This window comes from Aquamicrobium defluvii, from assembly GCF_004363725.1.
Classification (GTDB): domain Bacteria; phylum Pseudomonadota; class Alphaproteobacteria; order Rhizobiales; family Rhizobiaceae; genus Mesorhizobium; species Mesorhizobium defluvii.
The window spans coordinates 51976-69365 of sequence record NZ_SNZF01000003.1; the positions used below are offsets into that span (position 1 = coordinate 51976).

Sequence of the window (17390 nt, forward strand, 5' to 3'; positions counted from 1 at the left end):
GTATCAGCCTCCCATCACTTCACCGCCGGCGACCGCGATCGCCTGCCCGGTGATTGCACCTGCGCCCTCGCCGGCAAGCCACAGCACGGCGTCGGCCACTTCCTGCGGCGCGACCAGCCGGCCCTGCGGATTGGCCCGCGCCAGCGTCGCGCGTGCCTCGTCGCCGCTGCGGCCGGTCTTGTCCCGGATCGTCTCGACCGCCGCATCGAGCAGCGGCGTGTCGGTGAAGCCGGGGCAGACGGCATTGACCGTGATGCCGGTACGCGCCAGTTCCAGCGCCAGCGACCGCGTCAGCCCGACCACGCCATGCTTGGCCGCGCAATAGGCGGAAACGTAGGCGTAGCCGGTCATGCCGGCGGTGCTGGCGATGTTGATGATGCGTGCCGAACCAGCCTTGCGCAGCGAGGGCAGCAGCGCGCGCGTGACCAGATAGGTGCCGGTGAGATTGACCGCGACGACGTGATTCCACAGCGCCGGATCGGTCTTCTCGAACGGCGCGGACGGCGCTTCGCCGGCGCAGTTGACCAGCACGGACACCTCGCCCAGTGCAGCGATAGCCCCTTCCGTTCCCGCGGCCACCGCCTGCTCCGCCGTCACGTCGAAGCCATCGATCACCAGCGCCTTGCCGCCCGCAGCCGCGATTTCCGTGGCAACCGCCTGAAGCGGTCCGGCCCGCCGCCCGGCCAGCGACACGGCAAATCCCCGGCCAGCCAGCGCCAGAGCTATCGCGCGGCCGATGCCGGTGCCGGCCCCGGTGACGAAGGCGTGTTGCGCGCTCATTTCCGGCCTGCCGCTTCGGCGGCCGCGCGGGCCAGATTGTTTTCGTACTGCGACCGCGCCGACAGATATTGCTTCGGCCACTCCACACCGGAAAAACCGATCTTCGCCGCCTCATGCAGAACGAAGGACGGATCGGCCAGATGCGGGCGGGCGACGGCGCACAGATCGGCGCGGCCCGCGGCAATCACCGAATTGGCGTGATCGGCCTCGGAGATGGCACCGACCGCGATGGTCGCCACCCCCACCTCGTTGCGGATCTTGTCCGACATCGGCGTCTGCCAAAGCCGTCCATAGACGGGCTTGTCGTCGGTCACCACCTGCCCGGTCGAGCAGTCGATGAGATCGGCGCCCGCTTCCCTGAACATCGCGGCAAAGATCGCGGCATCCTCCGGCGTGTTGCCGCCCTCGTGCCAGTCGGTGGTCGAGAGACGCACCGAGATCGGGCGATCCTGCGGCCATGCCTCACGCACGGCACGGAACACTTCCAGCGGGAAGCGTGCGCGGTTCTCGTGACTGCCGCCATAGTCGTCATCACGCTGATTGGTCAGCGGCGACAGGAAGGACGACAGCAGATAGCCATGCGCGGCATGGATTTCGAGAATGTCGAAGCCGGCTGCTGCGGCACGTTTCGTGGCGGCAACGAAATCGGTGACGACGCGATCCATGTCCTCCCGTGTCATGGCGCGCGGCACCTGCGACTGCGGCAGATAGGGAATGGCGGAGGCCGAAAGAAGCGGCCAGTTCCCCTCATCAAGCGGCTGGTCCGTGCCTTCCCATCCACGCTTTGTGGAACCCTTGCGGCCGGCATGGCCAAGCTGGATGCCGATCTTCGCCGGGGTGTGGCCATGCACGAAATCGACGATGCGTTTCAGCGCCTCAGCCTGCTCGTCGTTCCACAGGCCAAGGCAGCCCGGCGTGATGCGGGCATCCGGCGAGGTGCAGGTCATCTCGGGGAAGATGAGGGCAGCGCCACCCATGGCACGCGCGCCCAGATGCACCAGATGGAAATCGTCGGCCACCCCGTCCGTGGCGGAATACATGGCCATGGGCGAAACGACGATGCGGTTGCGCAGGGTCAGGCCACGCACGGTGTAGGGCGTGAACATGGGCGGCGGCACGCTGCCGTCGGCCGCCGGCTCCACGCCTGCCTGCTTCGCGAACCAGCGTTCGTAGCCTTCCAGCCAGTCCTTGTCGCGCAGGCGCAGGTTTTCGTGGCTGATGCGCTGCGAGCGGGTCAGCATGGAATACATGAACTGTTCGGGTTCCAGCGTGTCGGCATAGCGATGCCCCACCACCTCGAACCATTCCATGGCGTTGCGGGCCGCGTTCTGGATGCGCGCGACATCGACGCGGCGCACCTCCTCATAGGCGTCCAGCACGGCCGGAATGCTCTGCGCATCGTGGCCGAAGGCGTTGAACTGGCGGGTCAGTTCGATGGCGTCGTCGATGGCGAGCTTGGTGCCGGAGCCGATCGCGAAATGGGCGGTGTGGGCGCTGTCACCCATCAGCACGACATGGCTTTTGCCGTTGAAATGGCTCCATTTCTCGCAGATCAGCCGGCCAAAGTTCAGCCATGCGGAGCCGCGCAGATGGCGCGCATTGCTCATCAGCCGCGAGCCGTCCAGCGTATCCGCGAACAGCTTTTCGCAGAAGGCGATCGACTGGTCCTGATCCATCTCGCCGATGCCGTGTGCGTTGAACACGTCCTCGGTGGTCTCGACGATGAAGGTCGAGGTGCTGTCGTCGAACTTGTAGATATGCGCCTGGAACCAGCCATGTTCGGTGCGCTGGAAATCGAAGGTGAAGGCATCGAAGGCCTTGTCGGTGCCGAGCCAGATATAGCGGTTGGGCCGCATCAGCATGTCGGGCCGGAACACGCTTTCATAGCGGGCGCGAATGCGCGAATTGACGCCGTCCGAGGCAATGATCAGATCGGCGTCGGCGAATTCCTCGTCGCTCTGCACATCCTGCTCGAATACCAGTTCGACGCCGAGTTCGAGGCAGCGCTCCTGCAATATGTTGAGCATCTTCTTGCGGCCGATGCCGACGAAGCCGTGGCCGGTGGTGCGAATCTTGCGGCCCTTGAACACCAGCTCGATGTCGTCCCAGTGGTTGAAGGCGTCCTCGATGGTGGCTGCCGTCTGCGGGTCCCATTCGCGCATCGACTGCATGGTGGCATCCGAAAACACCACGCCCCAGCCGAAGGTGTCGAAGGGCCGGTTGCGCTCGACCACCGTGACGTGGTGCGCCGGGTTCTGCTTCTTCATCAGCAGGGCGAAATAGAGACCGGCCGGCCCGCCTCCGATGCAGACAATGCGCATGATCTTTCCTCCCGTCATCGGCCGGATGCAGCGCGTGGGCACCGTCCGTCCGGACAAGGAAAGATCATTCCGAAAAAAACTTCAAGCTTAAAGTTTCTTGGTCGGACGCAAAACGCGCAACGCCGCACCGGCTAAAATGGCGGGCGCTCGGCAACAAGCGGCAACGAAAGCGGGTCAGGCGCCCGAAAGCGCAGAGCGGATCGATCCCTTGAGCCGCCCGAGCGCCTCCATCAGCAGGGCTTCGTCCTGTCTGGACAGATCCTTGAACAATTCGCCGATCCACTCGCCGTGACGGTCGGCCATGATGCGGAATGCGGCGCGGCCTTCCCCGGTCAGGGCGATGATCTGCACGCGGCGATCCTTCGGCGAGACAGTGCGGCTGACATAGCCCATCTCCACCAGCCGCTCGACCAGCGCCGTGAGATTGCCGGCCGAAACCATCATGCGCCTGGAAACCTCGCCCAGCACCATGCCGTTTTCGGCGCGTTCGAGTTGCGCCATCAGGTCGAAGCGCGGCAGGGTGAAATCGAACTCCTCGCGCAACCGCCGCCTGATCTCGGTCTCGGCCAGCGTCGCGCAGGTCAGCAGCCTGAGCCACAGGCGAATTTCCGCGCCATGGTCGCCGGGTGCTTCCAGCACCTTGGTCTCGCCATCCAGCCATTCGGCCTGGCTCTCGCCATTCTTGGTATCGTCCATCTCCAGCCCGGTCATCCTCCAGCAATCCGGCTCTTGTAGAGCCGTTTAGCCGGTCGGGACAAGCCGCAGCTCAGACTGGCGGGGTGTCAGGGCCGGGGAATGCCGCCGGCAAGCACGGTGGCATAGGCATCCGCATCGATATTGCCGCCCGAGATCACGCAGACTACATTGCCTTGCGCGCCCGGACTGGAAAGGGCGGCAGCCAGCGAAGCAGCACCAGCGCCTTCCGCCACCACCTTTGCCCGCGAGAACAGAAGCCGCATGGCATCCGTTACCTGATCAAGGCTGACGGTTTCGGCACCGTCGATCAGGTCGCGCGCCACCGGCCACAGCTGCGGGACCAGCGAAGGTCCGCCGATGCTCTTGATGAAGGACGGCTTCGTTTCGATATCCACAATGCGGCCGGCGGCAAGCGCCGCGGCCACCGGAGCGGCGTTTTCATCCTCGCAGGCAATGATTTTCACCTGCGGCTTCAGGGCCCTCAGCGCACTGGCAACACCGGCGGTCATCGACCCGCCGCCATAGGGCGTGAAGACCGCATCGACCTCGGGCAGCGTCTCGAGGATCTCCAGCCCGATGGTGCCGTTGCCGTCGAGCACCGCCTGATCGGTGACCGGGTTGATCAGCAACTCGCAAAGTTGCGGGCGATCGGCTTCGGTGATGTAGCGCCACCAGTCGTCCATGCCGATGAAGCGCACCTCGCCGCCGAGCCCGCGCACGCCGTCGATCTTGGTCTGCGGCGCGCCGGCATACATATAGGCCGCCATCTTCACGCCGAGCGCATGCGCCGCCCACGCCATGCCATAGGCCATGTTGCCGGAGCTGACCGTGGCAACGCCGTTCGACAGGCCGGACCGGTCGCGCGACAGCAGCGCGTTGAGCGCCGGCCGCAGCTTGAAAGCGCCGATTGGCGAAAGCGTTTCGAGCTTCAGGAAAATGCGCCGGTCTGGCAGGTCAAGGTTCAGCGGCACGAGCGGCGTCGGCTGCATCCAGGACCGCAGGCGCTTCCGCGCCGCCTCGATCGCCGCCAGCGCCGGGCGTCGCGGACCGCTCATTCGGCGGCAGCCTTCCTGCCGGCTGCCTTGCCCGGCCTGTTGCGCCGGCCGGCCTCTTCCTCGGCATGGATATAGGCATGCAGCGTGTAGCCGATATGCTCTTCCATGAGACGGCGCGCCCGCTCGATGTCACGGTCGAGCGCGGCCTCCATCAGCGCCGTATGATGCCCGATGCCCATGGCCTCGCGCAGCGCCGCGACGGCCTTCTCGTAACCTTCCTGCCGCCCTTCGGCGGCCCGCAGCGTGGGCGCAAGGCCGAGAAAGCGATGGTGGCGGCGCAACTGGTCGGAAATGGTGGCGTGGAAGCGCAACAGCCAGCTCGACTGCGCCGCGCTCAGCAGCGCATCGTGGAATGCCGTATGCTTCTCGTCCCATTCGTCCACGGCCGCCTCAGACGGATCGTCGGGCGCGATCTTGCAGCGCGACAGGCGATAGTGGCTGGTGACCACCGCCGCTTCCCACTCCGCATCGCCATTGGCAATCGATTCCAGCAGCAGCGGCAGCTCCACCACCCTGCGCGCCCGCGCCAGGTCCTCCAGCTCCGCCTTCGACACCGGCGCCACGGCGAAGCCGCGGTTGGAGACGGCGGTGACGAGCTTCTCGGCCTCCAGCCGCGACAGCGCTTCGCGCAACGGCGTCCAGCCGACACCATAGGCATCGCGCAGCGCGCCGAGCTTCAGGGCCGCCCCCGGCTTCAGCCGGGTTGCCAGAATATCGCGCCGCAGCAGGCCGTAGGCCGCTTCCGTCTTGCTCTGATAGGTTTCTTCCTGCATCGTGCCATCCGCCTGCACTCTGGCCCCTTCGCCGCGCCCGTCCGGCATCCCTCATAAATTATATATGAAATGGCTCATCAGCCAAATTATATATGATCATTGGTCATAGCCTGATCTATATATATGCGTTTGACAAGCCTTCCGAAGCCGCTATGATCCCGCCCAAGGCGAGTTGAAGCGCCGATGCCTGTGTCTCGGGAGGTTACAATGATCAGGTCGAAATCCGGCTGGTTGTCGGGAATGGTTGTTGCCGGCGCCATGCTGGCCAGTGTCATGACAGCGGCTGCGGACCCGGTCCGCATCGGCGTCGCCAATTTCGGCGAGCATTCGCAGCTCAACATCGCCATCGAAGGCTTCAAGAAGGCCCTCACAGAGGCCGGCTACGAAGAGGGCAAGGACGTCGTCTACACCGTCAGCCACACCAATTTCGACGCTTCGCTCGTGCCGCAGATGATCGCCAAGCTTCAGGCCGAGCAGCCGAAGCTGATCTACACCGTCACCACGCCGGTTTCGCAGATCGCCCAGAAGGCGCTGGCCGGCTCCGGCATTCCGATCGTCTTCACCGCCGTCACCGATCCGGTCGCCGCCAAGCTGACGCCATCGTGGGACGAAGGCGGCGAGGGCATCACCGGCTCTTCCGACCTTCAGGATCTGGCCGCCGTGATGAAGTTCACCAAGGAACTCATGCCCAACGCCACCCGCCTCGGCATCCCCTACAATCCGGGCGAGGCCAATGACGTCGCGCTGGTCGACAGCGCCCGCGAGCTGGCCAAGGATGCCGGCTTCGAGATCGTTGCCGTCGGCGTCGACAACGTCAACGACATCCAGCAGCGCGTTGCCTCCTTCTCCGGCAAGGCGGATGTGATCTATGTTCCGACCTCCAACCTGCTTCAGCCGGCCGTTGCCGCTGTGGCAGCCGCCGCCCGTCAGGCCGGCATCCCGATCGTCAATTCCGACGACGGCGCCGTGCGCGATGGCGTGGTGCCTGCGAGCTTCGCGGTCAACTACAACAAGGTTGGCGAGAACGCCGGCAAGATCGCGGTGCGCATCCTCAAGGGCGAAGACCCCAAGTCGATCGCGCCTTCCAAGCCGGCTTACGAGGACCACGTCATGGTGATCTCGAAAAAGTCGGCCAAGGAGTTCGGCCTCGAAATTCCTGCCGCTCTCGACAATTGCGAGTGCTTCGTCGACTGACGGACTACATATCGCCAGAAATGGCGGCGCTCCAAAGGCGCCGCCTTTTTCTTAAGCCCTGGAAAAACGCGCTGGAGGTGCGGATGCTGGAAGTCCGGTCCGCGCGCAAGGTCTTCTATCGGGGTCAGCCCGACGAGAAGGTCGCGCTCGACAATCTCAACCTGACGCTCGCCACGGGCGAGTTCGGAGTCGTCATCGGCTCGAACGGCGCTGGAAAGAGCTCCATGCTCAACGCCATTTCGGGCTCGCTGGTGCTTGATTCCGGCAAGATCCTCATCAACGGCGCCGACGTCACCGCCATGCCGGTTCACAAGCGCGCCGCCCGGCTGGCGCGTGTGTTCCAGGACCCGATGCGCGGCACCGCCGCCTCCATGACGGTTGCCGAGAACATGCTGCTGGCCGAACTGCGCGCCAAAAGCCGCACCTTCCGGCCCGGCCTGAACGCGGTCCGGCTCGCCGAATATCGCGAGCGCCTGTCGGTGCTCGGCCTCGGTCTTGAAAATCGCCTCGATACCAAGGTCGAGCTGCTTTCGGGAGGCCAGCGCCAGTCGCTGTCGCTGATCATGGCGGTGAGCGACCGGCCGGACGTTCTCCTGCTCGACGAACATACGGCCGCGCTCGATCCGCGCACCGCCGACATCGTCATGCAGGCGACCATCCGCACCGTCTCCTCGCTGAAGCTGACGACGCTGATGGTGACCCACAACATGCAGCACGCCGTCGACTTCGGCGACCGCGTCATCATGCTGGATGCCGGCAAGGTGAAGCTGGAAATCGCCGGCGAGGAAAAGAAGAATGTGACGGTGGTGGACCTGATCGGCCACTTCTCCGTCAAGACCGACCGCATGCTTCTGGCGAGCTGACATCATGGGCTTCATCGAAACCACCCTGTCGAGCTTCGTCTCGCTCATTCCCGTCACGCTGGCGCAGAGCCTGATCCTGAGCTTCGTCGTGCTCGGCATCATGATACCGTTCCGCATGCTGAGCTTCCCCGACCTGACCAGCGAAGGCGCCTTCCCGCTGGGCGGCAGCGTCTGCGGGGTGATGCTGGTGGCAGGAGCCTCGCCGGTCGCGGCCATCGCGGCGGCCATCCTTGCCGGCTTCGTGGCCGGCTGCTGCACGGCCTTCATCCATCTGCGCTTCCGCATCCACACGCTGCTGGCCGGCATTCTGGTCATGACGATGCTCTACAGCGTCAACCTGCGCATCATGGGCCGCTCCAACCTGTCCGTGTTCGGCAATCCGACCGTCTTCGACTGGGTGCCGGGCCTTCAGGGCGGGTTCCCGGCATCCAAGATCGTGGTTGCCGGCATTGTGGTTCTGGCCGTGTTCGCGCTGCTCTATTTCTACTTCAAGACCGAGAAGGGCACGGCCATGCGCGCGGTCGGCTCCAACCCGGACATGGCCGAGGCACAGGGCATCAACGTCTGGGCCGCCACCATCGGCGGCATCGGGCTGGCCGGCGCCTTCTCCGCCACCGGCGGCGCGCTGATGGTGCAGAGCCAGGGTTTCGCGGATGTGAACATGGGCATCGGCGTGCTGATCAACGGGCTGGCCGCGCTGATGATCGGCGAGGCGATCACCGGCAAGCAGACGGTGCTGCGCCAGCTTCTGGCTCCTTTCGTCGGTGCCATCGTCTACTACCAGCTTGTCTCGCTGTGCCTTGCCGCCGGCATGCCGCCACCCGACCTGAAGCTGGCGACGGGCCTGTTCGTGCTCACCATGCTGGCGCTGCCGAGCCTTCGTCGCGGCCGCGGACCCGCCGCCGCCAGGGAAACGTTCCGCGAGTAGGAGCCCCGCTCCGCAAAGACGCTCCGGCGAAGCCAGCGCTTCGCCGGCAGCCTGTAACCCACAAACAACCGGGCAATGCCTCTTCTCCCACGGCGTGGCCCGCCTTGGCAATTCCAGCAAAAGTGCGAAGCGGTTTTGCGTTCGGAATTGCGCCAGAACAAGGAGCTGGAGCTTTTCTCCGATTCGGGGAAAAGCAAAAAAAGCTCCAGGAGGTTTGCATGCCTGCTCTTCCCGACCTTTCCGCTATCGAGGCGCTGGATGCGGCCGATCCGCTGCGCGCATTCCGCGAGCGCTTCGTGCTGCCCGAAGGCGTGATCTATCTGGACGGCAATTCGCTGGGCGCGGCCTCGCACGCCGCACTGGCCGAACTGGATACCGCCGCCCGGCAGGAATGGAGCCAGGACCTCATCCGCTCATGGAACACGGCAGGTTGGTTCGACATGCCGGTGAAGCTCGGCGACCGCATCGGCCGGCTGGTGGGCGCCGCCGAAGGCCAGATCGTGGTCGGCGACACCACCTCGGTCAACATCTACAAGGCGCTGCATGCGGCGCTGGCCCTGCGTCCCGGCCGCAACGTCATCGTCGCCGAGAGCGGCTCCTTCCCGACCGACCTCTACGTGGCCGAAGGCGTCGTCTCCACCCGCCCCGGAACATCGCTGAAGCTGGAAGGCGTCGATGCCCCGGCGATAGAAGACCTGATCGACGAGACCGTGGCCGTCGTGCTGGTCAACCATGTCAATTTCAAGAGCGGCACCTTGCGCGACATGGCGGTGCTGACGAAGCGCATCCACGATGCCGGCGCGCTCGCCATCTGGGACCTGTGCCACAGCGCCGGTGCATTGCCGGTGGAACTCGACGCTGCCGGGGCCGATTTCGCGGTCGGCTGCACCTACAAATATCTCAATGGCGGCCCCGGCGCCCCGGCCTTCGTGTATGCCGCCCGCCGGCATCACGACAACATCGTGCAGCCGCTTTCCGGCTGGTGGGGTCATGCCCGCCCCTTCGCCATGGAAACCGGATTTGCGGCGGCTGAAGGCATCCGCCGCTTCCAGTGCGGCACCCAGCCGATCCTGTCGATGCGGGCGCTGAAGGGCGCGCTCGACATCTGGGACGAGGTCGACATGCAGGCGCTGCGGGAAAAGAGCCTTGCGCTGACCGACCTGTTCATCGCGCTGGTCGAGGCACGCTGCGGCCAATATGGCGTGTCGCTGGAAACCACCTGCGCCCGCGCCAGCCGCGGCAGCCAGGTGTCCTTCGCGCACGACCATGCCTATGAGGTGATGCAGGCGCTGATCGAGCGCGGGGTGATCGGCGATTTCCGCGCCCCTTCCACCCTGCGCTTCGGCTTCACCCCGCTCTACACCAGCTATCGCGACGTGTGGGACGCGGTTGCCGTTCTGGAAGACATTCTGGCGAGTGGCGTATGGAAAGAGCCACGCTTCGCCGTGCGCGCCGCGGTGACCTGACGCTCTTCATCATGCGGGAAGCCATCGCATAGCGAAGGCTTCCCGCATGAGAACGATGCTCGGGGCTCAAACACCCAGATAGCGGTCCTGCAATTCAGGCGTCAGCGCCTCCGGCGCGCCTGCAAAAACTGTGGCGCCCTTTTCCAGCACGAAGCAGCGGTCGGCCACCGGCAGCAGTTCCGACAGTGTCTTGTCGACCACGAGGATCGACTGGCCGGCGGCCTTGAGCTTTCGGATCGCCGCCCAGATGTCCTGCCTGATCACCGGAGCCAGCCCCTCCGTCGCCTCGTCGAGGATCAGCAGGCGCGGATTTGTCATCAGCGCCCGGCCGATGGCCAGCATCTGCTGCTCGCCGCCCGACAGCGTGTTGGCATATTGGCTGCGCCGTTCGCCGAGGCGCGGAAAGAGTTCCGTCACCCGCTCCAGCGTCCATTCATTGCCGCGCGCTGCCACCAGCAGGTTTTCCTCCACGGTGAGGTTCGGAAAGCAGCGCCGTCCCTCCGGCACGAGGCCGAGCCCCAGCCGCGCGATGCTATGCGGGCGCAGGCCCGCCAGTTCCCTGCCGGCAAAGCGGATCGAGCCCGCGCGCGGCCGCACAAGGCCGAGGATCGAATTGATGGTGGTGGTCTTGCCCATGCCGTTGCGGCCCATCAGCGCCACCACCTCGCCATCCTCGATTGCGAGGCTGACGCCGAACAGCGCCTGCGAGGCGCGATAGAAGCTTTCAACGCCAGTGAGGACGAGCAGGCTCATACCGCGTCTCCGAGATAGGCCCGGCGCACTTCCGGGTCGGAGCGGATTTCGGCCACGGTGCCGGTGGCGATGATGCGGCCATAGACCAGAACCGAGATGCGGTCTGCCAGCGCGAAGACGGCATCCATGTCGTGCTCGACCAGCAGGATCGGCGCTTCATGGCGCAGGCCGTCGAGGAAGCCGGTCAGCCGCTTCGATCCGCCCGGCCCAAGCCCGGCCATCGGCTCGTCGAACAGAAAGGCTTTCGGGCCCAGCGCCAGCGCGATGGCGATCTCGAGCTGACGGCGTTCGCCATGCGACAGCTCCGCCGCCGGCACCTTCGCCCGGGCCTCGAGCCCTACCCGCTCCAGCATGGCCATGGCCGGCCCGGTCAGGCTGCCATCGCTCGCCACGGGACGCAGGAAGCGGAAGCTGGAACCCTGCCGCGCCTGCACGGCCAGCATGACGTTGCACAGAGCGGAAAATTCCGGCGCCAGCGAGGAAATCTGGAAGCTGCGCCCCAGCCCCTTGCGCACCCGCGCCGCCATGTCGAGCCCGGCCATGTCCTCGCCGAGGAAGCGGATCGTGCCGCTGTCGGGCCGGATCGAACCGCAGATCTGATGTATCAGCGTGCTCTTGCCGGCCCCGTTCGGGCCGATCAGCGCATGGATTTCGCCTGGCCGCAGATCGAGGCTGACGCCGTCGGTGGCCTTCAGCGCGCCGAAGCTCTTCCGGAGATCGGAAAGCTGGAGGACCGGCTCAGCCATGGTGCGCCTTTCCGGCCAGAAGCCCCAGAAGGCCGCCGCGCGCAAACAGCACGACGCCGAGCAGGATCAGCCCGAGAAAGAACTGCCAGCGCTCTGTGATGCCGCCAAGCGCATACTCGAACAGCACGTAGACCATCGCGCCGGCCAGCGGCCCGAACAGGCGGCCCTTGCCGCCGAGGATGATGAGCACGATCAGCTCGCCCGACATGTGCCATGATAGCATGGAGGGACTGACGAAGCGGTTGAGATCGGCAAACAGCGCACCTGCAAGTCCCGTCACCATGGCCGAGACGACGAAGGCCACCAGCCGGATGCCGAAGGGTGCGATGCCGACGGCGGCAAGCCGCGTCGGATTCTGCCGGGAGGCTTCCAGCGCCGTTCCGAAACGCGAGCCTTTGATGAGCTGGAACAGCACCAGCCCGGCTATCAGAACGCCGAGGCAAAGCAGGAAGTAAGGCAGCGGCTGCGCCGTATTCAGGCCCGGAAAACTGTTGCGCACATAGATCGACAGCCCGTCCTCACCGCCATAGCTCGGCCAGGAGACGGCGAAATAATAGATCATCTGGGCGAAGGCCAGCGTGATCATGATGAAGTAGACACCCGAGGTGCGCAGGCTGATCGCCCCGATCGGCAGCGCCACCAGCCCGCACAATGCCATGGCGCTCAGCCAGATCACCGGCATCGAGGTGGTGGCGGCGAAACCGAAGGGCAACGGTTCGCCATTGAAGGCATGGGTGGCGAAAATTCCGGCGACATAGCCGCCGAGGCCGAAGAAGGCGGCGTGCCCGAAGGACACCAGCCCGCCGAGGCCGAGCGCGATGTTGAGCCCCACCGCCGCCAGCGCCAGAATGGCGATGCGGGTGGCGAGCGTCACATAGAACGGCTCGCCGGCCATCGTCGCCGCCAGCGGAATGGCGACCAGCATCACGACGAGAAGCGAGCTGACCAGCGTCTCGCGAGACAGGGCCGTCATGCCTGCCCCGCGAACAGGCCGCGCGGCCGCAACGCGAGTATCAGCGCCATGACGATGTAGATCAGCATCGAGGCAAGTGCCGCGCCGACAAGATTGGCCTGCGAGACAGGCATGGTCAGCGCCAGCAGCTTGGGCAGCAGGAAGCGCCCCATCGTATCGACCACGCCGACCAGTATGGCTCCCACCAGCGCGCCCTTGATGGAGCCGATGCCGCCAATGACGATAACCACGAATGCGAGGATCAGCGCCGGCTCGCCCATCCCCACCTGCACCGATTGCAGCGCGCCGACCATGGCGCCGGCAAGGCCGGCAAGGGCCGCCCCCAGCGCAAACACCACCGTGTAGAGGGTGCGGATATCGACGCCGAGCGCCGCGATCATCTCGCGGTCGCTTTCGCCGGCGCGGATGCGCATGCCGAGCCTTGTGCGCGAGATCAGAAGGTAGAGGCCCACCGCCACGACGATGCCGACGCCGATGATCGCCAGCCGGTAGAGCTGATATTGCCCGCCGCCCGGCAGCGGCACCGCGCCTTGCAGCAGGGGCGGAATGTCGAGATAGAGCGGGAAGGAGCCGAACAGCCAGCGCGTGCCTTCCGACAGGATGAGGATCAGCGCGAAGGTCGCCAGCACCTGGTCGAGGTGGTCGCGCTCATAGAGCCGGCGGATGATGGCGACCTCCATCAGCGCCCCGGCGGCGGCGGCGGCGGCAAGGCTCGCCGCCAGCCCCAGCCAGAACGAGCCGGTGGCCGCCGCCACCGCCGCGCAGGCGAAGGCCCCGATCATGTAGAGCGAGCCATGGGCGAGGTTGATCAGCCCCATGACACCGAAAATGAGCGTCAGCCCGGCGGCGATCAGGAACAGCATGACACCGAGCTGGAGGCCGTTCAGAAGCTGTTCGATCAGCAATGCAGCGGACAAAAGGCGGATTCCGGGTGCGGTTTCAGGAAAGGGTCGTCAGCATATATGCAAGGCTTGGGGGCGGCTGGCCGCCAGCCGCCCCGGAAGTAATCCTACATCTTGCACTGCCCGACATAGGCGTCGCCGTGCTTCTCGAAGGCGGTGCCAATGATCTTGTTGGTCAGCACGTCGCCTTCCTTCACCACCTCGCGCACATAGATGTTCTGGATCGGGTGCTGGTTGGCGTTGAAGGTGAACTCGCCGCGCACCGACTTGAAGTCGGCTTCCTTGAGCGCTGCGCGGAAGGCGTCCTTGTCCTTGACGCTGGCCTTGGCGAGCGCCGACAGGATGAGGTTCGCCGTATCCCAGCTCTGGGCCGCATAGATGGACGGCAGGCGGCCATATTCGGCCTGGAAGGCTTCGACAAATTCCTTGTTGGCCTCGTTGTCGAGGTCCTTCGACCAGCTCGCCGAGTTCTTCACGCCAAGCGCGGCATCGCCCACGGCCGGCAGAACATCCTGGGAGAAGGAGAAGCTCGGCCCCAGCACCGGCAGGCCGACGCCCGACTGCGCATATTGCTTCATGAAGGCGATGCCCATGCCGCCGGGCAGGAAGAAGAACACCGAATCCGCCCCGGAGGCGCGGATCTGCGCGATCTCGGCCGCATAGTCGGTCTGGCCGACCTGCGTGTAGAGCTCGCCGGCCAGCTCGCCCTTGTAATAGCGCTTGAAGCCGGTCAGCGAATCCTTGCCGGCCGGATAGTTGGGGGCGAGGATGAAGGTCTTCTTGTAGTCCTGATTGGCATATTGCCCCATCGCCTCATGGAAATTGTCGTTCTGGTAGGCGACGTTGAAATAGTTCTTGTGGCAGTTGGCGCCGGCCAGCACCGAGGGGCCGGCATTGGGCGAGAGATAGATCACGTCCTGCGCCACCGTGTTCGGCACCACGGCCATGGCAAGGTTCGACCAGATGATGCCGGTCATCAGATCGACCTTGTCGCTCTGGATCATCTTTTCGGCGATCTGCACGGCCAGTTCCGGCTTCTGCGCATCGTCCTCGATGACCAGTTCGACATCCGTGTTGCCGGACTTCTTGAACGCCAGAACGAGGGCATCGCGCGTGTCGACGCCAAGCCCCGCGCCACCGCCCGAGAGTGTGGTGATGACGCCGATCTTGACCGGATCGGCCTGCGCCACTCCGGCGGCCGTCAACGAAAGCGCGAGCAGGCTCGCCGTCAGAATTCTTCTCATCTCGTTCTCCTCCCAGAGTTCCCCGTCCGCAGACGTTTCCTATAGCCGTGTCCGAACTTTCCAGAGTTCCGGAAACAGTTCAACCTCCAGCATCCGTTTCAGATAGGAAACGCCGCCGGTTCCCCCCGTGCCGCGCTTCAGGCCGATCACGCGCTCCACCGTGGTGACGTGGTTGAAGCGCCAGCGGCGGAAATAGTCCTCGAAATCGACCAGCTTTTCGGCCAGCTCATAAAGCTCCCAGTAGCGGTTCGGCTCGTGATAGACCGCCCGCCACGCCTCCAGAACGGCCTCGCTTTCCGTGCGCGTTTCGCGCCAGTCGGTGCGCCGGCCGTCCGCGCCGATGTCGAAGCCGCTGCGTCCAAGCAGCAGAATCGCCTCGTCGTAGAGCGAGGGCCGGCCGAGGATCTCCTCCAGCTTCGCCACCAGGTCGGGGCGATGATTGTGCGGCCCCAGCATGGCAAGGTTGCGATTGCCCGCAAGGAACTCGATCGCCCGATACTGCCACGACTGGAAACCGGACGACTGGCCGAGCGAATCGCGGAACTCGGTGTATTCGCTGGGCGTCATGGTGCGCAGCACGTCCCAGGCGCTGTTGAGCTGCTCGAAGATGCGCGCCACCCGTGTCAGCATCTTGAAGCAGGGCCGCACCTCGCCGCGCCGCACGCAGGCGATGGCCGAGCCCAGCTCGTGCAGCGCCAGCTTCATCCACAGTTCGGATGTCTGGTGCTGGATGATGAACAGCATCTCGTCGTGGGCTTCGGAAAGCGGCGCCTGGGCGTCGAGCACCTTGTCCAGCCGCAGATAGTCTCCATAGGACATGCGCCCCCGAAAGGACATCTGCGCGCCCTCGGCGGACGGATCGTACGGCTTGTCGCTCATTGGCGCTCCAATCTCAGCCTGAAGCGCTGGATCTTTCCGGTCTTCGTCTTGGGCAGGGCATCGAGGAAGCGGATCGAGCGCGGATATTTGTAAGGAGCGATAGTCGCCTTGACGTGATCCTGCAAGCGTCTGACCATCTCCGCATCGTCGGCCATGCCGCGCGCCAGCACCACATAGGCTTCCACGATCTGGCCCCGCTCAGTGTCGGGCGCGCCGATCACCGCGCACTCGGCCACATCGTCATGGGCAAGCAGCGCGGCTTCCACCTCCGGCCCGGCAATGTTGTAGCCGGCCGAAACGATCATGTCGTCCGAACGGGCGGCGAAGTGGAAGAAGCCGTCCTCGTCCTGCATGAAGGTATCACCGGTCAGGTTCCATCCGTCGCGGACATAGGCGCGCTGGCGCTCGTCCGCCATGTAGCGGCAGCCGGTCGGGCCGCGCACCGCCAACCGGCCCACCGTGCCGCGCGGCACCTCGTTCATGTCCTCATCGAAGATGCGCGCCTCGTAGCCGCCCACGGGCCGGCCGGTGGAAGCCGGGCGCATGTCCCCGAACCGGTTGGAGATGAAGATGTGCAGCATCTCGGTCGAGCCGATGCCGTCGAGGATCGGCTTGCCGGTCTTGGCCACCCATTCCTCGAAGACGGGTCCCGGCAGTGTCTCGCCGGCCGACACCGCGACGCGCAGCGACGACAGGTCGGCGCCTTCGTCCATGGCCTTCATCATCGCCCGGTAGGCTGTGGGCGCGGTGAAGGAGATGGTGGCGCGGTATTTCTCGATGATCTCGATCATGTTCGGCGGCGAGGCGTTTTCGAGAAGCGTCGCCGTGGCGCCGAAGCGCAGCGGAAACACCGCCAGCCCGCCGAGCCCGAAGGTGAAAGCCAGCGGCGGCGAGCCGACGAACACGTCATCCGGCGTCACGCCCAGAATTTCCTTCGCATAGCCGTCGGCGATGATCAGCAGGTCGCGGTGGAAATGCATGGTCGCCTTGGGCAGGCCCGTGGTGCCTGAAGTGAAGCCGAGCAGGGCGACGTCGTCGCGGCCGGTCTTCACCGCCTCGAACCGCACCGGCTTGCCGAGCGCGATGCGGTCCAGTTCCGCATCATGATTGGCGGTGCCGTCGAAGCCGATCACCTTCTTCAGGAACCGGCTGTCCTTGGCGCAGGCCACCATCTCGTCCATCAGCCGCGTGTCGCACAGCGCCAGCGAGATTTCGGCCTTGTCGACAATCTGCGCCAGTTCGCCTGACCTCAGCATCGGCATGGTGTTGACCACCACCGCACCCGCCTTGGTGGCCGCCAGCCAGCAGGCCACCAAGGCGGGATTGTTGGCGGAGCGGATCAGCACCCGGTTGCCGGGCTGAACGCCATAATCCTCGACCAGCGCATGGGCGAGCCGATTGGTCCAGTCCGACAGTTCCTTGTATGTGCGCCGTCGTCCGTTGCCGATCAGCGCCGTATGATCGCCGAAACCCTGCTCGACCAGCCGGTCGGTGAGTTCGTGGCCCGCATTGATGTATTCCGGATAGTCGAACCCGTCGAGCAGGAAGTCCGGCCACGCTTCCTGCGGGGGAAGGTTGTCACGGGTGAAGGTGTCGATATGTGCCGTAGGCCCAAGCATGCGCGCGATGTCCTCCCTGCGACGACTGCCGGACCCCGCTGCTCGCGGACCGCCGGGACGTAGGCGGCCGGTTCCTCCACCGGCCCGACACCCGCGCTCCCGAAAAGGGCTCGCCAGCACGTCGACAGACGAAAAAATGACACCGGCGGAAAATTATTTCAAGCCTAAAGTTTCTTCGCTACGATGATTGCGACGGGA

Annotated in this window: 16 protein-coding genes; 4 read left to right on the forward strand and 12 right to left on the reverse strand. The window is 65.2% G+C overall.

Features of this window, described 5'->3' with window-relative positions; genetic code table 11:
- Window positions 1–3: 3 nt before the first annotated feature.
- The 5 genes from DES43_RS02860 to DES43_RS02880 form a co-directional block, all read right to left on the reverse strand.
- A complete protein-coding gene (locus DES43_RS02860; protein ID WP_035021894.1) occupies window positions 4–780 on the reverse strand; it encodes an SDR family NAD(P)-dependent oxidoreductase in 777 nt (258 codons plus the stop codon).
- Window positions 777–3101 carry a bifunctional salicylyl-CoA 5-hydroxylase/oxidoreductase gene (locus DES43_RS02865; RefSeq protein WP_035021896.1) on the reverse strand — a complete coding sequence of 775 codons (2325 nt, stop codon included), beginning with the start codon at window positions 3099–3101 and terminating at the stop codon, window positions 777–779. Before DES43_RS02865 ends, DES43_RS02860 begins: the two co-directional genes overlap by 4 nt.
- Before the next feature lie 174 nt (window positions 3102–3275).
- On the reverse strand, window positions 3276–3812 hold the full coding sequence (locus tag DES43_RS02870) for a MarR family winged helix-turn-helix transcriptional regulator (RefSeq protein WP_245264614.1): 537 nt from the start codon (window positions 3810–3812) through the stop codon (window positions 3276–3278).
- A gap of 71 nt (window positions 3813–3883) precedes the next feature.
- The gene (locus DES43_RS02875; RefSeq protein WP_035021908.1) at window positions 3884–4852 is read right to left on the reverse strand and encodes a threonine ammonia-lyase; all 969 of its coding nucleotides are present in this window, start codon (window positions 4850–4852) and stop codon (window positions 3884–3886) included.
- A complete protein-coding gene (locus DES43_RS02880) occupies window positions 4849–5625 on the reverse strand; it encodes a GntR family transcriptional regulator (RefSeq protein WP_035022683.1) in 777 nt (258 codons plus the stop codon). Before DES43_RS02880 ends, DES43_RS02875 begins: the two co-directional genes overlap by 4 nt.
- Window positions 5626–5832: 207 nt before the next feature.
- Here DES43_RS02880 and DES43_RS02885 point away from each other — a divergent pair, with 207 nt between their 5' ends.
- The 4 genes from DES43_RS02885 to kynU all read left to right on the forward strand — a co-directional run bounded on the left by DES43_RS02885 (window position 5833) and on the right by kynU (window position 10076).
- Window positions 5833–6819 (forward strand): ABC transporter substrate-binding protein, encoded by a 987-nt coding sequence (locus DES43_RS02885; protein ID WP_035021911.1) that lies wholly within the window; start codon window positions 5833–5835, stop codon window positions 6817–6819.
- Window positions 6820–6902: 83 nt separating this feature from the next.
- Window positions 6903–7682 carry an ABC transporter ATP-binding protein gene (locus tag DES43_RS02890; protein WP_035021914.1) on the forward strand — a complete coding sequence of 260 codons (780 nt, stop codon included), beginning with the start codon at window positions 6903–6905 and terminating at the stop codon, window positions 7680–7682.
- A 4-nt stretch (window positions 7683–7686) separates the two neighbouring features.
- On the forward strand, window positions 7687–8610 hold the full coding sequence (locus DES43_RS02895; protein ID WP_035021916.1) for an ABC transporter permease: 924 nt from the start codon (window positions 7687–7689) through the stop codon (window positions 8608–8610).
- Between the two features lie 218 nt (window positions 8611–8828).
- Entirely contained in the window at window positions 8829–10076 is a 1248-nt protein-coding gene (gene kynU, locus DES43_RS02900; RefSeq protein WP_035021919.1) for a kynureninase, read from the forward strand.
- 66 nt (window positions 10077–10142) lie between these two features.
- Here kynU and DES43_RS02905 read toward each other — a convergent pair whose 3' ends face one another.
- The 7 genes from DES43_RS02905 to DES43_RS02935 all read right to left on the reverse strand — a co-directional run bounded on the left by DES43_RS02905 (window position 10143) and on the right by DES43_RS02935 (window position 17192).
- A complete protein-coding gene (locus tag DES43_RS02905; protein WP_035021922.1) occupies window positions 10143–10829 on the reverse strand; it encodes an ABC transporter ATP-binding protein in 687 nt (228 codons plus the stop codon).
- Window positions 10826–11575 carry an ABC transporter ATP-binding protein gene (locus DES43_RS02910; RefSeq protein WP_035021925.1) on the reverse strand — a complete coding sequence of 250 codons (750 nt, stop codon included), beginning with the start codon at window positions 11573–11575 and terminating at the stop codon, window positions 10826–10828. The genes DES43_RS02905 and DES43_RS02910 overlap by 4 nt, the downstream gene beginning before the upstream one ends.
- The gene (locus DES43_RS02915) at window positions 11568–12539 is read right to left on the reverse strand and encodes a branched-chain amino acid ABC transporter permease (protein ID WP_035022686.1); all 972 of its coding nucleotides are present in this window, start codon (window positions 12537–12539) and stop codon (window positions 11568–11570) included. The genes DES43_RS02910 and DES43_RS02915 overlap by 8 nt, the downstream gene beginning before the upstream one ends.
- A gap of 5 nt (window positions 12540–12544) precedes the next feature.
- Window positions 12545–13465, reverse strand: coding sequence for a branched-chain amino acid ABC transporter permease (locus DES43_RS02920; protein WP_035021928.1), 921 nt, complete (start codon window positions 13463–13465; stop codon window positions 12545–12547).
- Window positions 13466–13557: 92 nt separating this feature from the next.
- Window positions 13558–14694: an ABC transporter substrate-binding protein gene (locus DES43_RS02925; RefSeq protein WP_035021931.1), complete on the reverse strand. Its 1137-nt coding sequence runs from the start codon at window positions 14692–14694 to the stop codon at window positions 13558–13560.
- A gap of 39 nt (window positions 14695–14733) precedes the next feature.
- The gene (kynA, locus tag DES43_RS02930; RefSeq protein WP_035021934.1) at window positions 14734–15573 is read right to left on the reverse strand and encodes a tryptophan 2,3-dioxygenase; all 840 of its coding nucleotides are present in this window, start codon (window positions 15571–15573) and stop codon (window positions 14734–14736) included.
- Window positions 15570–17192 carry an AMP-binding protein gene (locus DES43_RS02935; RefSeq protein WP_035021937.1) on the reverse strand — a complete coding sequence of 541 codons (1623 nt, stop codon included), beginning with the start codon at window positions 17190–17192 and terminating at the stop codon, window positions 15570–15572. The genes kynA and DES43_RS02935 overlap by 4 nt, the downstream gene beginning before the upstream one ends.
- Window positions 17193–17390: the final 198 nt, after the last annotated feature.

What these genes read in the sequence shown, in the direction of transcription:
- DES43_RS02860 (WP_035021894.1), bottom strand. Translation starts at nt 780, where the DNA reads ATGAGCGCGCAACACGCCTTCGTCACCGGGGCCGGCACCGGCATCGGC.
- DES43_RS02865 (WP_035021896.1), bottom strand. Translation starts at nt 3,101, where the DNA reads ATGCGCATTGTCTGCATCGGAGGCGGGCCGGCCGGTCTCTATTTCGCC.
- DES43_RS02870 (WP_245264614.1), bottom strand. Translation starts at nt 3,812, where the DNA reads ATGACCGGGCTGGAGATGGACGATACCAAGAATGGCGAGAGCCAGGCC.
- DES43_RS02875 (WP_035021908.1), bottom strand. Translation starts at nt 4,852, where the DNA reads ATGAGCGGTCCGCGACGCCCGGCGCTGGCGGCGATCGAGGCGGCGCGG.
- DES43_RS02880 (WP_035022683.1), bottom strand. Translation starts at nt 5,625, where the DNA reads ATGCAGGAAGAAACCTATCAGAGCAAGACGGAAGCGGCCTACGGCCTG.
- DES43_RS02885 (WP_035021911.1), top strand. Translation starts at nt 5,833, where the DNA reads ATGATCAGGTCGAAATCCGGCTGGTTGTCGGGAATGGTTGTTGCCGGC.
- DES43_RS02890 (WP_035021914.1), top strand. Translation starts at nt 6,903, where the DNA reads ATGCTGGAAGTCCGGTCCGCGCGCAAGGTCTTCTATCGGGGTCAGCCC.
- DES43_RS02895 (WP_035021916.1), top strand. Translation starts at nt 7,687, where the DNA reads ATGGGCTTCATCGAAACCACCCTGTCGAGCTTCGTCTCGCTCATTCCC.
- kynU (WP_035021919.1), top strand. Translation starts at nt 8,829, where the DNA reads ATGCCTGCTCTTCCCGACCTTTCCGCTATCGAGGCGCTGGATGCGGCC.
- DES43_RS02905 (WP_035021922.1), bottom strand. Translation starts at nt 10,829, where the DNA reads ATGAGCCTGCTCGTCCTCACTGGCGTTGAAAGCTTCTATCGCGCCTCG.
- DES43_RS02910 (WP_035021925.1), bottom strand. Translation starts at nt 11,575, where the DNA reads ATGGCTGAGCCGGTCCTCCAGCTTTCCGATCTCCGGAAGAGCTTCGGC.
- DES43_RS02925 (WP_035021931.1), bottom strand. Translation starts at nt 14,694, where the DNA reads ATGAGAAGAATTCTGACGGCGAGCCTGCTCGCGCTTTCGTTGACGGCC.
- kynA (WP_035021934.1), bottom strand. Translation starts at nt 15,573, where the DNA reads ATGAGCGACAAGCCGTACGATCCGTCCGCCGAGGGCGCGCAGATGTCC.
- DES43_RS02935 (WP_035021937.1), bottom strand. Translation starts at nt 17,192, where the DNA reads ATGCTTGGGCCTACGGCACATATCGACACCTTCACCCGTGACAACCTT.